Annotated in this window: 16 protein-coding genes and 1 tRNA gene; 15 read left to right on the top strand and 2 right to left on the bottom strand. The window is 60.8% G+C overall.

Translation table 11 applies throughout. From position 1 onward, the window contains the following. The first annotated feature begins 110 nt into the window (after nt 1–110). Genes AC1D1Y_RS03065 through AC1D1Y_RS03055 form a run of 3 tightly spaced genes read left to right on the top strand, consistent with a single transcriptional unit; the run spans nt 111 to nt 3090 of the window. The gene (locus tag AC1D1Y_RS03065) at nt 111–1217 is read left to right on the top strand and encodes an ABC transporter ATP-binding protein (protein WP_477681057.1); all 1107 of its coding nucleotides are present in this window, start codon (nt 111–113) and stop codon (nt 1215–1217) included. Between the two features lie 36 nt (nt 1218–1253). Continuing rightward, entirely contained in the window at nt 1254–2198 is a 945-nt protein-coding gene (locus AC1D1Y_RS03060) for an ABC transporter permease (RefSeq protein ID WP_477681056.1), read from the top strand. 13 nt (nt 2199–2211) lie between these two features. Beyond that, nucleotides 2212–3090, top strand: coding sequence for an ABC transporter permease (locus tag AC1D1Y_RS03055; protein WP_477681055.1), 879 nt, complete (start codon nt 2212–2214; stop codon nt 3088–3090). Here AC1D1Y_RS03055 and AC1D1Y_RS03050 read toward each other — a convergent pair. After that, nucleotides 3035–3982, bottom strand: a complete 948-nt coding sequence (locus tag AC1D1Y_RS03050) for a DMT family transporter (RefSeq protein WP_477678912.1) — start codon at nt 3980–3982, stop codon at nt 3035–3037. The two genes, AC1D1Y_RS03055 and AC1D1Y_RS03050, sit on opposite strands and share 56 nt — an antisense overlap. Nucleotides 3983–4117: 135 nt before the next feature. Here AC1D1Y_RS03050 and AC1D1Y_RS03045 point away from each other — a divergent pair, with 135 nt between their 5' ends. From AC1D1Y_RS03045 to AC1D1Y_RS02990, 12 genes are all read left to right on the top strand, one after another. Further along, nucleotides 4118–4558 carry a gamma-glutamylcyclotransferase family protein gene (locus tag AC1D1Y_RS03045; RefSeq protein ID WP_477681054.1) on the top strand — a complete coding sequence of 147 codons (441 nt, stop codon included), beginning with the start codon at nt 4118–4120 and terminating at the stop codon, nt 4556–4558. A 360-nt stretch (nt 4559–4918) separates the two neighbouring features. Then, nucleotides 4919–6238: an isocitrate lyase gene (gene aceA / locus AC1D1Y_RS03040; protein ID WP_477654605.1), complete on the top strand. Its 1320-nt coding sequence runs from the start codon at nt 4919–4921 to the stop codon at nt 6236–6238. A 167-nt stretch (nt 6239–6405) separates the two neighbouring features. Continuing rightward, the gene (locus tag AC1D1Y_RS03035; protein ID WP_153976329.1) at nt 6406–6585 is read left to right on the top strand and encodes a hypothetical protein; all 180 of its coding nucleotides are present in this window, start codon (nt 6406–6408) and stop codon (nt 6583–6585) included. Between the two features lie 284 nt (nt 6586–6869). Further along, nucleotides 6870–8777 (top strand): threonine--tRNA ligase, encoded by a 1908-nt coding sequence (gene thrS, locus AC1D1Y_RS03030; protein WP_477681053.1) that lies wholly within the window; start codon nt 6870–6872, stop codon nt 8775–8777. Between the two features lie 105 nt (nt 8778–8882). Beyond that, nucleotides 8883–9488: a translation initiation factor IF-3 gene (infC, locus tag AC1D1Y_RS03025; protein ID WP_477681136.1), complete on the top strand. Its 606-nt coding sequence runs from the start codon at nt 8883–8885 to the stop codon at nt 9486–9488. Between the two features lie 255 nt (nt 9489–9743). After that, a complete protein-coding gene (gene rpmI / locus AC1D1Y_RS03020) occupies nt 9744–9947 on the top strand; it encodes a 50S ribosomal protein L35 (protein WP_007870723.1) in 204 nt (67 codons plus the stop codon). A gap of 25 nt (nt 9948–9972) precedes the next feature. Beyond that, a complete protein-coding gene (gene rplT, locus AC1D1Y_RS03015; protein ID WP_477654608.1) occupies nt 9973–10332 on the top strand; it encodes a 50S ribosomal protein L20 in 360 nt (119 codons plus the stop codon). 187 nt (nt 10333–10519) lie between these two features. After that, complete coding sequence (gene pheS / locus AC1D1Y_RS03010) at nt 10520–11584, top strand: phenylalanine--tRNA ligase subunit alpha (RefSeq protein ID WP_477681052.1); 1065 nt, start codon at nt 10520–10522, stop codon at nt 11582–11584. 36 nt (nt 11585–11620) lie between these two features. Further along, on the top strand, nt 11621–14047 hold the full coding sequence (gene pheT, locus AC1D1Y_RS03005; protein WP_477681051.1) for a phenylalanine--tRNA ligase subunit beta: 2427 nt from the start codon (nt 11621–11623) through the stop codon (nt 14045–14047). A 48-nt stretch (nt 14048–14095) separates the two neighbouring features. Further along, on the top strand, nt 14096–14422 hold the full coding sequence (locus tag AC1D1Y_RS03000; protein WP_477654611.1) for an integration host factor subunit alpha: 327 nt from the start codon (nt 14096–14098) through the stop codon (nt 14420–14422). 173 nt (nt 14423–14595) lie between these two features. Further along, nucleotides 14596–15099: a MerR family transcriptional regulator gene (locus AC1D1Y_RS02995; protein WP_477654612.1), complete on the top strand. Its 504-nt coding sequence runs from the start codon at nt 14596–14598 to the stop codon at nt 15097–15099. Between the two features lie 36 nt (nt 15100–15135). Then, nucleotides 15136–15212: transfer RNA gene (locus tag AC1D1Y_RS02990), tRNA-Pro, on the top strand. 60 nt (nt 15213–15272) lie between these two features. Here the strand turns inward: AC1D1Y_RS02990 and AC1D1Y_RS02985 are convergent. Continuing rightward, nucleotides 15273–15989, bottom strand: coding sequence for an aspartate/glutamate racemase family protein (locus AC1D1Y_RS02985; protein WP_477681050.1), 717 nt, complete (start codon nt 15987–15989; stop codon nt 15273–15275). Nucleotides 15990–16042: the final 53 nt, after the last annotated feature.

The raw sequence follows: 16042 nt of genomic DNA, 5'->3' as shown, positions 1-16042 counted from the left end.
TTTTCCGCTGATTTTTGCCGAACGGTAATTTGAATCTGAACCCGGCTGTGCACGCAATGCTTTGCGTGCGCAGCTTTTTTTCATCTTGGTGACGACAGGAAACGCTGTTCATGAACCTGCCCCCATCGCCCGGTGATGGCTATTTGCGGACCGACCAGCTGGTCAAGCGCTTTGACGGCGTGGCGGCGGTCGACGACGTCTCGCTGTCCATCCACAAGGGTGAAATCTTCGCACTGCTCGGCAGCTCCGGCTGCGGTAAATCGACCCTGCTGCGCATGCTGGCGGGTTTTGAGAAACCGACCTCCGGCGCGGTCATCCTGGACGGCGTGGACATCGCCTCCTTCCCGCCCTACGAACGGCCCATCAACATGATGTTCCAGTCGTACGCGCTGTTTCCGCACCTGACGGTTGAGGACAACATTGCCTTCGGCCTCAAGCGCGAGGGCATGCCCAAGGGCGAAATCGCGGCCCGCGTGCAGGAAATGCTCAAGCTGGTCCAGCTCGAGGCCTTCGCCAAGCGCAAGCCGCACCAGCTTTCCGGCGGGCAGCAGCAGCGCGTGGCCTTGGCTCGCAGCCTGGCCAAGCGCCCCCAGTTGCTTTTGCTCGACGAGCCCCTGGGTGCGCTGGACAAAAAGCTGCGTGAACGCACGCAGTTCGAACTGGTCAACATCCTGGAGTCCGTGGGCGTGACCTGCGTCATGGTGACGCACGACCAGGAAGAAGCCATGGCCATGGCCTCGCGCATCGCCGTGATGAGCCACGGCCGCGTGCTGCAGGTTGGAACGCCCAAGGAAATCTACGAGCATCCCAATTGCCGCTTTGTGGCCGACTTCATCGGCAACGTCAACATGCTGGAGGGCGAGCTCACGCTGGACGAGGCCGACCGCTGCGAGGTCACCACCGACCAGGGCGTGGTGAGTGTGGGGCACGGCATCAGCGGCACGCTGGGCATGTCGGTCGCCATCGCGGTGCGGCCCGAGAAGATCCACATCGCCAAGACCCGGCCGGCCGGCGTCGGCACCAACCTGTTCACCGGCAAGGTGCGTGAGATCGCCTACTTCGGCAGCTACAACACCTTCATCGTGGAAGCGGCTGGCGGCCGCACCCTCAAGATCACCGAGACCAACACCACGCGCCACGACAGCGACACGATCACCTGGGACGACCAGGTCTTCTTCTGGTGGGATGGCTCCGCGCCGGTGGTGCTGACGCAATAAGTCCAGCCCACCAGCCCCAAAGATTTAATCCCGGCGATGAAAAACATCCCCTCCTGGCTTCAACTCAACCTCGGGCGGCGCTTCGTCATCGCCGTGCCTTACGTCTGGCTGCTGCTGTTTTTTGTGCTGCCTTTCCTGATCCTGCTGCGCATCAGCGTGACGGACATGGGCAACGGCGTCGATCCCTTCGCACCGCTGATTGAGACGGTCAAGGGATCGTGGCACGTGCTGCTGCGCTACAACAACTACRCATCCATCTTCATCGACAACGCGCAGGGTGCGGCAGGAGGCTTCGGCAACACGATTTACATGGAGGCCTACAAGACCTCCCTGAAGTACGCCTTGCTCACCACGCTGTCCTGCCTGGTCATCGGTTACCCCTTTGCCTATTTCATCGCCCGCTCACGGCCCGCGATCCGCCCAGCCTTGCTGATGCTGGTGATGCTGCCGTTCTGGACCTCCTTCCTGCTGCGCGTCTACGCCTGGAAGGGCATCCTGGCCGACCAAGGCGTACTCAACAACCTGCTGCTGTCGCTGGGCATCATCCAGGAACCCATGGTGATGCTCTACACCGACGTCTCCATGCTGGTGGGCATGACCTATGTGTACTGCCCCTTCATGATCCTGCCGCTCTACGCCAACCTGGTGAAAATGGATTTCCGCCTGCTGGAGGCCGCGCACGACCTGGGCGCCAGCGCCTGGAAGGCTTTCTGGCTGATCACCGTGCCGCTCAGCAAATCCGGCATCGTGGCCGGCTCCATGCTGGTGTTCATTCCCAGCGTCGGCGAGTTCGTGATCCCATCGCTGCTGGGCGGTGCCGAAAACATCATGATTGGGCGCGTGGTCTGGGACGAGATGTTCAGCAGCAACAACTGGCCGCGCGCTTCCGCGCTGGCGGTCGTGATGATTCTGCTGATCCTGGTGCCACTGGCCTTTTATTACCGCTCCAGCAGCGATCGCGACGCGCGGGGAGGGCACTGAGATGAAAACCGGCATGAGGGGCTTTTCGCGACTGGTGGAAAACAATGTGGGCCGGTTTTGGATGGGGCTGGTTTACCTGTTCCTCTACATCCCGCTGTTCTTCCTGATCGTCTTTTCTTTCAACAGCACGCGGCAGGACGGCGTCTTCACCGGCTTCTCGACGCGCTGGTATGAGGCCTTGCTGGCGGACTCGCGGCTGGTCGAAGGCTTCTTTCTCTCGCTCAAGGTGGCGCTGATTACCGGCACGCTGTCGGTGGTGCTGGGCAGCTTTGCCGCCTTTGTGCTGGTGCGCTATCTGCGCTTCACCGGGCGCACGCTGTTTTACGGGCTGGTGAATGCGCCGCTGGTCATGCCCGAGGTCATCATCGGGCTGTCCTTGCTGCTGCTGATGGTGGCGGTGCAGCGCACCGTGGGCTGGCCCGATCGCGGCTTCATCACCATCGTGACCGGCCACACCCTGCTGGGCATGGCCTACGCCACCGTGGTGATCCAGTCGCGCCTCAGTGAAATGGACCGCACCCTCGAAGAGGCCGCCATGGACCTGGGCTGCCGTCCCATGCAGGTGTTCTTTCTGGTGACCCTGCCCAATATCGCGCCGGCCCTGGTGTCGGCCTGGCTGCTGACTTTCACGCTCTCGTTTGACGACGTGGTGATTTCGGAGTTCTTGTCGGGCCCGGGCGTGACGACCCTGCCGCAGGTGATCTTCAGCTACGCCCGCCGCGGCGTGAACCCGTCGATTTACGCGGCGGCCACGATTTTGATCACCGTGGTGTCGCTGGGCATCATCAGCTACAGCATCTATGTGATGCGCCGGCAAAAGCGGCTGGACCGCGAAATCAGTGCGGCGGCTCGACCGGAACAGGCTTTTCCAGACCCCGTCCCGGCAAAGTAGCCAGCACCACGCCGGCCAGCGCAATGCCGAAGGCGCCGATCTGGGTGGCGTTCAGTGTTTCTCCCAGCACCATGACGCCGACCGCGGCGGCGCTGATGGGCAGCAGCACGGCAAACACACCGGCCTCGTTGGCAGGGATGGTCTTGAGGCCCGTCATCCAGAGCCAGACCGTCCAGACACTGGCGGCTAGTGAATAAAACACCAGCAGCAGCCACAAGGACGGCGCAACCCGGCCGAAGTCAAAACTCCAGGCCATCCAGAGCCCCAGCGGCGTGACGAGCGCAAAACCCCAGAGGTTGATCAAGGCTGAAATGCGTTTGGGGCTCAGCACGCCGGTCAGTTTCTTGCCGATCACCGCATAGAAGGCTTCGCACAGGACCGCTCCCACCAGCAGCAGGTTGCCCAGCCAGGCGTAGCTTGGCGCCGGGTCGGTTTGCGGCCCCGCTGCGGCGTGCACCGCCGCTGGATTTTTGGCCAGCGACACCAGCGCGATGCCAACCACGGCGCAGGCCACTGCGCCCCAGACCCGCAGGCCAATGCGCTCCCGCAGGAACAGCCAGCTCATGAGCGCGACGGCGGCCGGGATGGAGGCCATGATGACGCCGGCCGCGACGGCACTGGTCATGCTCACGCCGAACAGCATGCAGATGGAAAACAGGAAGTTGCCCAGGAAGGACTCCAGGAACAGCAGGCGGGCGGTTTGCCGGCTCATGGGAATCTCTTCAGCGGGCTTTTTGAGCCAGCGCAGCATGGCCGCACCGCCTATGCCAAAGCGCAACCAGGCGAGCAGGAAGACGGGGAGGGCGGCGACCAGGGGTTTGGACAGCGCCACGTAGCTGCCCACCAGCGACATGCTGAGCCCAAGACAGGCGTACGCCACAATGCGGTTCATTAAACTGGGGGTTCCTGTTGCACGGCCATGCGGCCCGCCGGTTGGAGGGATTGGCAGGGATGCCGGCAGGCCGGAATCATGCCTTAATTTTCCGGGCTGGATTTACAGGCCTTCCGATACCCAGGATTCCAAGCGATGCCATCTTCTTCCATCACTCGCCATGTCTTTGTCTACGGCACCCTGCGCAAAGGGGAAGAGCGGGACATCAACCGCTTGCCGCCCGCGCCACGCTGGGTAGGGCGGGCACAAGTGGCCGGTGTCATGCACCACCTGGGAAGCTACCCAGGCTTGGTGCTGGGCGGACCAGGTGTGGTGCACGGTGAGGTCTACGCCATCAGCGCCGAGCTGGAACGCGTGCTCGATGAAATCGAAGAGGTCTGGCCGCAGCAAACTGGTGAATATGCCAAGCGCGAGGTGGTAGTGCAGCTGGACGCGAGCCCGGAGCCAAGCGGATCGCGAGGCGAAGCGCGTGAGCTCTTGTGCGTCCTTTATGAAATCGCACCTGAGCGCACCCAGGGCAAGCCGGTCATCGCTGGCGGCGACTGGGTGCTGCACCGTACTGGCCGCAAAACCTGAGTTTCCGCGCGTGTTGCCGCGAGCATACGTGCACCGTGCATCCATTCTGATTGGATTGAAGCACGGGCTGCCTTCGCGGCGCTGTTGGGCCCGCTCGTGGCTTTGCCTCATATTTCACGATTCAATAAATTCATTTCACAATATAAAAATGTGAAATGGTGCGCTGCGGAAATTTTCTCAATCCGAGAAATAGAATTTTATATTGCGGTATTTATTCGGAAGAGTGTTGATTTTGTTTGATTTTAAATTTGTCTTATATAAGACATAAGAGCTTCACAAAGTCTTGTAGAAGACTTAAAGTGACTTCATCGCATTCACTTTTTTCTCTTCTTCAATTCTCTTTAACCCACGGAGCCCACCATGCCACAAACCCTCACTGAACAACTGAGCCGCGACCAGCAGATTTCCGCCCTGGAAAAAGACTGGGCCACCAATCCCCGCTGGAAGGGCATCAAGCGCGGTTACAGCGCGGCCGACGTGGTCCGCCTGCGCGGTTCCTTCCCCATTGAGCACACGCTGGCACGCCGCGGCGCCGAAAAACTCTGGGACCTGGTCAACAACGAGCCTTACGTGAATTGCCTGGGCGCGCTGACGGGCGGCCAGGCCATGCAGCAGGTCAAGGCCGGCGTCAAAGCGATTTACCTGTCGGGCTGGCAAGTCGCCGCCGACAACAACAGCTACGCCTCCATGTACCCCGACCAGTCGCTGTACCCTGTGGACTCCGTTCCTACCGTGGTGGAGCGCATCAACAACACCTTCCGCCGTGCTGACGAGATCCAGCACTCCAAGGGCATCGATGCTGGCGACAAGGGCTATATCGACAACTTCGCGCCCATCGTGGCCGATGCCGAAGCCGGTTTCGGCGGCGTGCTCAACGCCTTTGAACTGATGAAGGCCATGATCAAGGCCGGCGCTGCCGGTGTGCACTGGGAAGACCAGCTCGCCTCGGTGAAGAAATGCGGCCACATGGGCGGCAAAGTGCTGGTGCCTACGGCCGAAGCCGTGCAAAAACTGGTGGCGGCCCGCATGGCTGCCGACGTCTGCGGCGTGCCCACGCTGGTGATTGCCCGCACTGACGCTGAAGCGGCCGACCTGCTGACCAGCGATTACGACGAAAACGACAAGCCCTTCATCACCGGCGAGCGTACGGCGGAAGGTTTCTACAAGACGAAAAAAGGCATTGACCAGGCCATCAGCCGCGCCATTGCCTACGCCCACTATGCCGATCTGGTGTGGTGCGAAACCGGCACGCCCGACCTCGAGTTCGCCAAGAAGTTTGCCGACGCCGTGCACAAGGTGCACCCCGGCAAGATGCTGGCCTACAACTGCTCGCCGTCCTTCAACTGGAAGAAAAACCTTGATGACGCGACCATTGCCAAGTTCCAGAAAGAACTGGGCGCAATGGGCTACAAGTACCAGTTCATCACCCTGGCCGGCATCCATTCCATGTGGTACAACATGTTCGATTTGGCTCAGGACTACGTCAAACGCGGCATGTCAGCCTATGTCGAGAAGGTTCAAGAGCCCGAATTCGCTGCCCGCGACCGTGGCTACACCTTCGTGTCGCACCAGCAGGAAGTCGGTACCGGCTACTTCGACGAAGTCACCACCGTGATCCAGGGCGGCAAGTCCAGCGTGACCGCGCTGACCGGCTCCACCGAAGAAGAGCAGTTCCACTGAACTGAACACTCCCGCAACAATTACCCAGACGCTTGTGCCTTCAAGGGCGCGGCTTTAGCCCGGACAGGAACTTAGGGCCTATCCGGGCTTTTTTGTGAGTGCTTTTTGGCGTAGAGTTCAACTTGTTACATAAAACACGACTTTGAATATCAACTGGAGGGGCTGCCGTGTCGGACTTAACCGTGGGTTTCAAGCGTATTTCCTGTCCCGATTGCGAGGGTTCCGGTGAGCTGCGCATCGAGAGCGAAAACATCAACGAGCATTTCGAAGTCGAAAAGCAGACCGTCATCACTGAATGCCCGCGTTGCCTGGGCCTGGGCTTCTTGCCGCCGGGCTCGCCGCAATAGCGCGTCGCGCACCGCTGAACGGGCGCCGCGGACGGGGTCTTGCCAACCTGCCGTAAAATACGCGCATGCAATCAATCAAGCTGGAAACAGGAAGGATCGTTCGGGTTATGACACCGCGAACTACGACCTCGTCCGTTTTCTGGAGTCATCCAGGGCGCTAGGCTGCACCCCTTGGTGATTGTTAGCTACACAATTTATAGCTCTCATCCAATTTTCCCCATCAAAGCGCGGCATGTTCCGCGCTTTTTTGTTGCTTCATTTTTATCTCTAAAAATTTTCATCCCATGATCCAGATCACGCTCCCCGACGCCTCCAAGCGCGAATACCCGCAAGCTGTCACGGTCGCCGAAGTCGCCGCCTCKATAGGTGCCGGCCTGGCAAAAGCCGCCCTGGGCGGCAAGGTCGACGGCAAGGTGGTCGATACCAGCTACCTGATCGACAAGGACAGTGCGGTTTCAATCATCACGGCCAAGGATGCTGATGGCCTGGACATGATTCGCCATTCCACGGCCCACTTGCTGGCCTACGCCGTCAAGGAGTTGTTCCCGGATGCGCAGGTCACCATTGGCCCGGTGATCGAGAACGGGTTTTTCTACGATTTCTCCTACAAGCGCCCGTTCACGCCGGAAGACCTGGTGGCGATCGAAAAGCGCATGACGGAACTCGCCGCCAAGGATGAGCCGGTAACCCGCCGCGTGTTGCCGCGCGACGAGGCCGTGGCGCACTTCAAGAGCATCGGCGAGCACTACAAAGCCGAGATCATCGCCAGCATCCCCGCCAACGAGGACGTGTCGCTTTACCGCGAAGGCGCCTTCGAAGACCTGTGCCGCGGGCCTCACGTGCCCAGCACGGGCAAGTTGAAGTTCTTCAAACTCATGAAAGTGGCTGGCGCCTACTGGCGCGGTGACCATCGCAATGAAATGCTGCAGCGTGTCTACGGCACGGCCTGGGCGACCAAGGACGAACTGCAGCAATACCTGACGATGCTGGAGGAGGCCGAGAAACGCGACCACCGCAAGCTCGGCAAGGAACTGGACCTGTTCCATATCGACGACCATGCACCCGGCCTGGTGTTCTGGCATCCCAAGGGCTGGACGGTCTGGCAGGGCGTGGAGCAGTACATGCGCAAGGTCTACCAGGACAACGGCTACCAGGAGGTCAAAGGCCCGCAGATCATCGACAAGACGCTGTGGGAGAAAACCGGCCACTGGGACAAGTACCGCGACAACATGTTCACGACCGAGAGCGAGAAGCGCGAATACGCGCTCAAGCCCATGAACTGYCCSGGCCACATCCTGATCTWYAAGCAGGGSATCAARAGCTACCGCGACCTGCCGCTGCGCTACGGCGAATTCGGCCAGTGCCACCGCAACGAACCTTCGGGCGGGCTGCACGGCATCATGCGCGTGCGCGGCTTCACGCAGGACGACGGCCATATTTTCTGCACCGAGGACCAGATTCTCAAGGAATGCGTGGACTACACGACCTTGCTGCAGAAGGTGTACACCGATTTCGGCTTCAAGAACATCATCTACAAAGTGGCCACGCGCCCCGAAGCGCGCATCGGCTCGGACGAAAGCTGGGACAAGGCCGAGCACGCGCTGATGGAAAGCCTGCGCGCGTCCGGCTGCGAGTTTGAAATCGCCCCCGGCGACGGTGCGTTTTACGGCCCCAAGATCGAATACACCCTGAAAGATGCCATTGGCCGCCAGTGGCAGTGCGGCACCATGCAGGTCGATTTTTCGATGCCGGAGCGCCTGGACGCGGAATACGTCGGCGAAGACGGCAACCGCCACCGGCCGGTGATGCTGCACCGCGCGATTGTGGGCAGCCTGGAGCGTTTTATCGGGATTTTGATCGAGGAACACGCCGGCGCGTTGCCGACCTGGCTTGCTCCCGAGCAGGTTTCAGTCCTCAATATCACCGATTCCCAGGCCGAATATGCCCGGGAAGTTGCCAAAACGCTGCAAAATCAAGGGCTTAGGGTCAACCTGGACCTGCGCAATGAGAAAATTACGTATAAAATACGGGAGCACTCGATGAAAAAGCTGCCTTACATCCTGGTCGTAGGCGACAAGGAGAAGGAAGCCGGATCTGTAGCAGTGCGCGCCCGGGGCAATAAAGACCTTGGAGTGATGCCTCTCGATGCATTTGCCCGGCAAATTGCTTCTGACATCACACAAAAAGCCTGAATCGCTGACGAATTCCTCCGAGTTTGTGGGCATTAAAGCTTCTCGTCCATGCTGGACGGGCGCAAGCCGCTATAGCTTTTATAGCAAGAGTTAAAGGATAGAACCATCGCTACTGAATTTCGTGACCGCCGTCACCGTGAAGAACGCAAGCACCGCTTGAACCGTGAAATCATGGCCCCCGAAGTGCGTCTGAGTGGGCCGGACAACGAGCCTTTAGGCATTGTCAGCATCGCGGAGGCCTTGCGCCTGGCAGGTGAGGCCGACGTGGACCTTGTTGAAATCTCCCCCACGGCGGTTCCGCCCGTGTGCCGGTTGATGGATTACGGCAAGTTCAAGTACGCCGAGCAGAAGAAGGCGGCGGAAGCGAAGTCCAAGCAAAAAGTGATCGAGATCAAGGAAGTCAAATTCCGGCCCGGCACTGACGATGGGGACTACAACATCAAATTGCGCAACATCAAGCGCTTTTTGGAAGAGGGCGACAAGTGCAAGATCACCTTGCGCTTTCGCGGCCGCGAAATCACGCACCAGGAACTGGGCCTCGCCCTGCTGGCGCGCATTCGCGACGAGTTGGCGGATTTGATTGTGGTGGAGCAGTTCCCCAAGCTTGAAGGCAGGCAGATGGTCATGATGATCGCGCCGGGCCGCAAGAAGCCCGGCGGCAAGCCGGCAGCGGAAACTACCGCCGCTCCAGCGCCTTCGGCTGCGGCCTGAGGCAGGAAGAAGAACACTGGTTTGCCGGATTCGTCCGGCGGGCCGTAGGGGATGCCGCAAGGTGTTTCCGGTGAGGGCAGGCGACAAGCCTTCCTCCGAAAGTGACGGGGTCAAACCTGTCGCGACCAGCGGGTGTTGAAAAACGCCTGCCGGCAGTGGCAAGGGTCATACCTCGCTACTACAAGTGGCTCGGGGCCATCAAGTCTGCGGAAGGTTCGCAGCGCCTCACGAGCACAAATGAAAAGGAGCATCTACATGCCCAAAATGAAGACCAAGAGCGGCGCTAAAAAGCGTTTCCGCGTTCGTCCGGGTGGTACCGTCAAGCGCGGCCAAGCCTTCAAACGTCACATCCTGACCAAGAAGACCACCAAAAACAAACGCCATCTGCGTGGTGCGGTGACTGTTCATGAGACCAATATGGGTCACATGGCACAGATGCTCCCAGGCCAGGGCATTTAATTAACGACGAACAAGGAGTACATACATGCCTCGCGTCAAACGTGGTGTAACGGCTCGCGCCCGCCACAAAAAAGTTTTAACCCTTGCAAAAGGTTTCCGCGGCCGCCGCGGCAACGTCTTCCGTATCGCCAAAGAAGCGGTAATGAAGGCTGGGCAATATGCCTACCGTGACCGCCGTACCAAGAAACGCGTGTTCCGCCAGTTGTGGATCGCCCGTATCAATGCTGCAAGCCGTTCATTCGGCCTGACCTACAGCCAGTTTGCCAACGGCCTGAAGAAAGCCGGCATCGAGATCGACCGCAAGGTTCTGTCCGACATGGCCATCCATGACAGCGCTGCTTTCGGCGCCATCGTTGAACAGGTGAAAGCCAAGCTGGCCGCCTGATTTTCAGGCCAGGCGGTATTGAGACTATCGAATCAATCACCGCCGACGCAAGAAAATAAAGGGCTGGAGCTTGAAAAGGCTCTGGCCCTTTTTTCATGGCCCTTTCCGCAGCGCTCACAGCCCGCCGGCTTGGTGAGAGTCCTGCCGAAAGCGCCTTCGCTGTTTTGTATTTCGAACAAGAGAACGTATGACCCAACCTGATGCCCTCCAAGAACTGGTCAGCAGCGCCCAGGCCAGCTTTGCGCAGGCCCACACGCCCGCCGACCTGGAAAACGCCAAGGCGCAGTTCCTGGGCAAGGCCGGCCGCGTGACCGAGTTGATGAAGGGCATGGCGGCCCTCAGCGTCGAAGAGAAAAAATCCCGCGGCGCTGCCATCAACCTGGCCAAGCAGGCCATCGAAGCCGCGCTGAACGAGCGCCGCCAGGCGCTGGCCGACGCCGAGCTGCAAAAGCAGCTGAAAGCCGAAGCGCTTGATGTGAGCCTGCCGGGCCGCCAGCGCGTGCAGGGCGGCCTGCATCCCGTGTCACTGACACTGGAACGCATTGAAGGCATTTTCGGTTCCATGGGTTTCGACGTGGCCCAGGGCCCCGAGATCGAGACGGACTGGTTCAATTTCACCGCGCTCAACACACCGGAAGACCATCCGGCGCGCTCGATGCACGACACCTTTTATGTCGAGGGCGGCACCGAAGCCGCGCCCAACCTGCTGCGCACCCACACCAGCCCCATGCAGATCCGCCATGCGGTCCAGCATGTCAAGAAGCACCGCGCGCTGATTGATGCCGGCGGCCGCATGCCAGAGATACGCGTCATCGCGCCGGGCCGCACCTACCGTGTCGACAGCGACGCCACTCACTCACCCATGTTCCACCAGTGCGAAGGCCTGTGGATAGGCGAGAACGTGAGTTTCAAGGACCTCAAGTTCGTCTTCACCGATTTCTGCCGCACCTTCTTTGAAAGCGACGACCTGGTGCTGCGCTTTCGGCCCAGCTTTTTCCCCTTTACCGAGCCCAGCGCCGAAATCGACATCCAGTTCCAGACCGGCCCGCTCGCCGGCCGCTGGCTGGAAGTGGCCGGCTCCGGCCAGGTGCACCCGAACGTGGTGCGCAACATGGGGCTGGACCCCGAGAAATACATCGGCTTTGCCTTCGGCATGGGCCCCGACCGCCTGACCATGCTGCGCTACGGCGTCAACGACCTGCGCCTGTTCTTCGACGGCGACATCCGTTTTCTCTCGCAGTTCCAGTCATAAGCCACAAGAACAAAAACAAGAACAAGGTCCCTCACCATGCAATTCCCAGAATCCTGGTTGCGCGAATTCTGCAACCCGCCGCTCGATACCCAGCAGCTCGCCGACACCCTCACCATGGCCGGCCTGGAGGTCGAAGAGCTCAAGCCTGTGGCGCCGCCTTTCACCAAGATCGTCGTCGGTGAAATCAAGGAAGCCGTCCAGCATCCTGACGCCGACCGCCTGCGTGTCTGCCAGGTCGACGTGGGGCAGGGCAGCCTGCTCAACATCGTCTGCGGCGCGCCCAATGCCCGCGTCGGCATCAAGGTGCCTTGCGCCCTCGTCGGTGCCGAACTGCCACCCGGCGAAGACGGCAAACCCTTCCTGATCAAGGTCGGCAAGCTGCGCGGCGTCGAAAGCCAGGGCATGCTGTGCTCGGCGCGCGAACTCAGGCTCTCCGAAGACCACGGCGGCCTGCTCGAACTGGCCGCCGATGCGCCGCTGGGCCAGGACATCCGCGAGCACCTGCGGCTCGATGACACCTTGTTCACGCTCAAGCTCACGCCCAACCTCGCGCATTGCCTGAGCGTCTATGGCGTGGCGCGCGAAGTCTCCGCGCTCACCGGCGCTCCACTCAATACGCCGTCTTTTCCTGCAGTAGCCGCTGCTGATGCCACCAAGGTGCCTGTCAAGATCAGCGCCGCCGACCTGTGCGGCCGCTTTTCCGGCCGCGTGGTGCGCAACGTCAACACGAAGGCTGCCACGCCGCAATGGATGGTGGACCGCCTGGCCCGCTGCGGCCAGCGCAGCGTGACCGCGCTCGTGGACATCTCCAACTACGTGATGTTCGAGCTGGGCCGCCCCTCGCACATCTTYGACCTSGACAARATYCAYGGCGGKCTSGACGTSCGCTGGGGCAAGCCCGGCGARMMGCTCAAGCTGCTGAACGGCAATACCGTGACGGTCGATGAAAAGGTCGGTGTCATCGCCGACAACGCACAGGTCGAATCGCTTGCTGGCATCATGGGCGGCGACGCAACTTCCGTATCTGACGACACGAAACACGTCTACGTCGAGGCCGCTTTCTGGTGGCCCAAGGCGATTGCCGGCCGCTCGCGCCGCTACAACTTCTCGACCGATGCGGGCCATCGCTTCGAACGCGGCGTTGATCCCGGGCAGACCGTCGAGCACATCGAACGCATCACCCAGCTGATCATCGACATCTGCGGCACGCCGGAAACCGTGTGCGGCCCCATGGATGACCAGCAGGTCAATGTGCCCAAGGCGGCGCCCGTCACCCTGCGCGTCGCGCGAGCCGCCAAGGTGATCGGTATGCCGCTCACGCAGGCACAGTGCCTGGATGCGCTCCAGCGCCTGGGCTTGCCGGTGGCGCAAGGGGAGGGCACGCTGACCGTGACGCCTCCTAGCTACCGCTTCGACCTGCAGATAGAGGAAGACCTCATCGAAGAAGTGGTGCGCATGGTCGGCTACAACCATTTGCCCGACACGCCGCCGCTGGCGCCCATCACGGCGCGGCTGCGCCCCGAGGCCGAGCGCAGCCCCTTTGGCGTGCGCCGCGCTTTGGCTTCGCTGGGCTACCAGGAAACCATCAATTTCAGCTTTGTGGAAGAGCGCTGGGAGCATGAGCTTGCCGGCAACCCGAAYCCCATCAAGCTGCTGAAYCCGATTGCCAGCCAGATGAGCGTGATGCGCAGTTCGCTGCTGGGCTCGCTGTTGCAGGTGCTCAAGTTCAACCTGGACCGCAAGGCGTCCCGCGTGAATGTGTTCGAGCTGGGCCGCGTTTTCTTGCGAGACGCCCAAAGCCAGAACACCGACACCACCGTGGCGGGCTTCAATCAGCCCATGCGCGTGGCCGGTTTGGCCTACGGCCCGCGGGCTGCGCTGAACTGGAGCCAGCCCGACAAGGCGGTGGATTTCTTCGACATCAAGGGTGACGTCGAAGCCTTGCTCGCGCCGCTGCAGGCGATTTTTGCCCCCGCCGCGCATCCCGCCATGCATCCCGGCCGCTGCGCCAGCGTCTCTGTGGCGGGCAAGCAGATCGGGTTCGTAGGTGAACTGCATCCGCAGTGGCGCCAGGGCTACGACCTGGCCCAGGCACCGCTGTTGTTCGAATTGGACCTCGACGCGGTCTTGCAGCGCCAGGTGCCCGAATTCAAGCAGGTCAGCAAGCTGCAACCCGTGGAGCGCGACATCGCCGTCATCGTGGCCGAGGGCGTCACGCACGCCGCGCTCATGGGGACCATCCATGGCGCCGCCACGCAAGGCCTGCTCAAGGGTGCGACCTTGTTCGACGTCTACCGGCCGCAACAAGCAAGCGCCAGCATGCAATTGGGCGAAAAAAGCCTGGCCGTGCGCTTGGTGCTTTCGAGCGACACCGCTACACTGACCGACGAGGAAATTGAGGCGGCCGTTCAGGCGGTTCTCGCGAATCTGCAAGGCCAACTCGGGGCACGTTTGCGTGCCTGAGGCTTCCACGAAATCTTCCAAGAATAAAAACGCCAGGAGCACTGCCGCATGGATTTTTCTGTAGAAAGCCTGGAAACCCCGGCGCTGACCAAGGCACACCTCGCCGAATTGCTGTTTGAGCAGATCGGGCTCAATAAACGCGAATCGAAGGACATGATCGACGCGTTTTTCGACCTGATTTCAGACAGTCTGGTGGACGGCAATGACGTGAAAATTTCCGGTTTCGGCAATTTCCAGATCCGCACCAAGGCCCCCCGTCCCGGCCGCAACCCCCGCACCGGCGAGGCCATTCCCATCCAGGCCCGCCGTGTGGTCACCTTCCACGCCAGCCACAAGCTCAAAGACCAAATCCAGGGCGAAACCGCGGCCGAGTGAGTCCCGCCGGCGCCCGGTCCTCTGCGGCGTGATTTTCACCAAGGCGATCACCTTAGTAACTAGGTGTTACCTGTGTGACGGAACAACAGATTTCAAAAAAGCCCAGCAACCCTTTGCGCTAACTTTCGACTTAGAGTAGATTTAGAGGTTTCCTCCTTAGCGCATTGATTTAATTGGAGAAAACCCTTCCACCCATCCCGGCGAAACGCTATTTCACTATCGGTGAAGTCAGTGATTTGTGCGGCGTCAAACCTCATGTGCTCCGTTATTGGGAGCAGGAGTTTACGCAGCTACGCCCGATGAAAAGGCGCGGCAATCGCCGCTACTACCAGCACCACGAGGTGCTCATGATCCGCCGCATCCGTGACCTGCTCTATGACCAGGGTTTCACCATCAGTGGCGCGCGCAACAAACTCCAGGAAATCGTCCAGATCGAACGCGACAAGCGCCGCAATGGCGAGGTCATGCTGGACGGCGTCGAAGTGCTCGAAGGCGGGGAGTCGCTGCTTGAAGGCGGTGATTCGGTACTCGACGATTTTGAGGACTCGACGGACCACTCCGACTTTGAAGACAGTGAGGGGTCTGACTTGCCCACGGGCACCGCAGCGCAGCAAAGGCTGCAGCTTGTGCGTCGCGAGTTGTTCGAAATCCGCGATCTCCTCGGGAACAACCACTGAGAAGCGCTTCGGGGCAGGCTATAATCTGAGGCTTGTCGGTGTGTGGCGCAGCCTGGTAGCGCACTTGCATGGGGTGCAAGGGGTCGAAGGTTCGAATCCTTTCACACCGACCATTAAAACCAGCAGAGAGCCGGTTAGCGTTTGCTAACCGGCTTTTTTGTTTCTGGATGCAATTACACGGCCGCGCCCTGCACCGCCCGGCGAAGCGCCGCCCGCGCCAACAGACGCGTCGAATCCAGCGTCGGCAGGGGCGAATTGGCATCGCTCATGATTAGCGGGATTTCGGTGCAACCCAGCACCACGGCGTCGCAGCCCCCGCCTTTCATGCGGGTCATCACCTGCTGGAAATACGCGACCGCCTGGGGCGTGAAGACGCCATAAACCAGTTCATCCATGATGATGCGGTTGATCTCGTCGCGTTCCGCGTCCGTGGGGCGAAGATAGTCCAGCCCGCGCGCGCTGAACTTCTCGGGATAGACCTCGCTGCCCACCAGCCATCGGGTGCCGGTGATGCCGATGCGCTGGTAACCGCGTTGCGCAGCCTCTCCGGCGACGACTTCCGCGATGTGCAGCCAGGGCAGGGGCGAGCGTGCTTCGACATGCGCGAAGGCCTGGTGGATGGTGTTATCGGGGCAGATCAGGAAATCGGCGCCCGCCGCCGCAAGCTTGTGGGCCGAGGCCAGCATGACGTCGCCGACACCGCGCCAGTCGTCCCGGTAAATGCAGGCCATGTAGTCGGCCAGCGAGGGCGTGTGCAGGGACACCTCGGGATGGGCATGCGGGCCCAGCAGTTTGGCGCCTTCGGTGCAAATGGTCTGGTAGCAAAGCGCTGCGCCTTCCGCGGAACAGCCGACGATGCCGATGTGCTGGGGTTTGGGGGTGGGGTTCATGGCTTGGGTGGGCGTTGATGTGCGATGGCCTGGTTGTTTGCGCCTGTTTGACC

The sequence above is a fragment of the Polaromonas sp. P1_G1 genome, from assembly GCF_056405595.1.
Note: the sequence above shows the minus strand (reverse complement) of the source record. Positions and strands in the feature narration are given on the sequence as shown.

What these genes read in the sequence shown, in the direction of transcription:
- AC1D1Y_RS03050 (WP_477678912.1), bottom strand. Translation starts at nt 3,982, where the DNA reads ATGAACCGCATTGTGGCGTACGCCTGTCTTGGGCTCAGCATGTCGCTG.
- AC1D1Y_RS03000 (WP_477654611.1), top strand. Translation starts at nt 14,096, where the DNA reads ATGGATTTTTCTGTAGAAAGCCTGGAAACCCCGGCGCTGACCAAGGCA.
- pheS (WP_477681052.1), top strand. Translation starts at nt 10,520, where the DNA reads ATGACCCAACCTGATGCCCTCCAAGAACTGGTCAGCAGCGCCCAGGCC.
- AC1D1Y_RS03055 (WP_477681055.1), top strand. Translation starts at nt 2,212, where the DNA reads ATGAGGGGCTTTTCGCGACTGGTGGAAAACAATGTGGGCCGGTTTTGG.
- AC1D1Y_RS02985 (WP_477681050.1), bottom strand. Translation starts at nt 15,989, where the DNA reads ATGAACCCCACCCCCAAACCCCAGCACATCGGCATCGTCGGCTGTTCC.
- rplT (WP_477654608.1), top strand. Translation starts at nt 9,973, where the DNA reads ATGCCTCGCGTCAAACGTGGTGTAACGGCTCGCGCCCGCCACAAAAAA.
- aceA (WP_477654605.1), top strand. Translation starts at nt 4,919, where the DNA reads ATGCCACAAACCCTCACTGAACAACTGAGCCGCGACCAGCAGATTTCC.
- AC1D1Y_RS03045 (WP_477681054.1), top strand. Translation starts at nt 4,118, where the DNA reads ATGCCATCTTCTTCCATCACTCGCCATGTCTTTGTCTACGGCACCCTG.
- rpmI (WP_007870723.1), top strand. Translation starts at nt 9,744, where the DNA reads ATGCCCAAAATGAAGACCAAGAGCGGCGCTAAAAAGCGTTTCCGCGTT.
- AC1D1Y_RS03065 (WP_477681057.1), top strand. Translation starts at nt 111, where the DNA reads ATGAACCTGCCCCCATCGCCCGGTGATGGCTATTTGCGGACCGACCAG.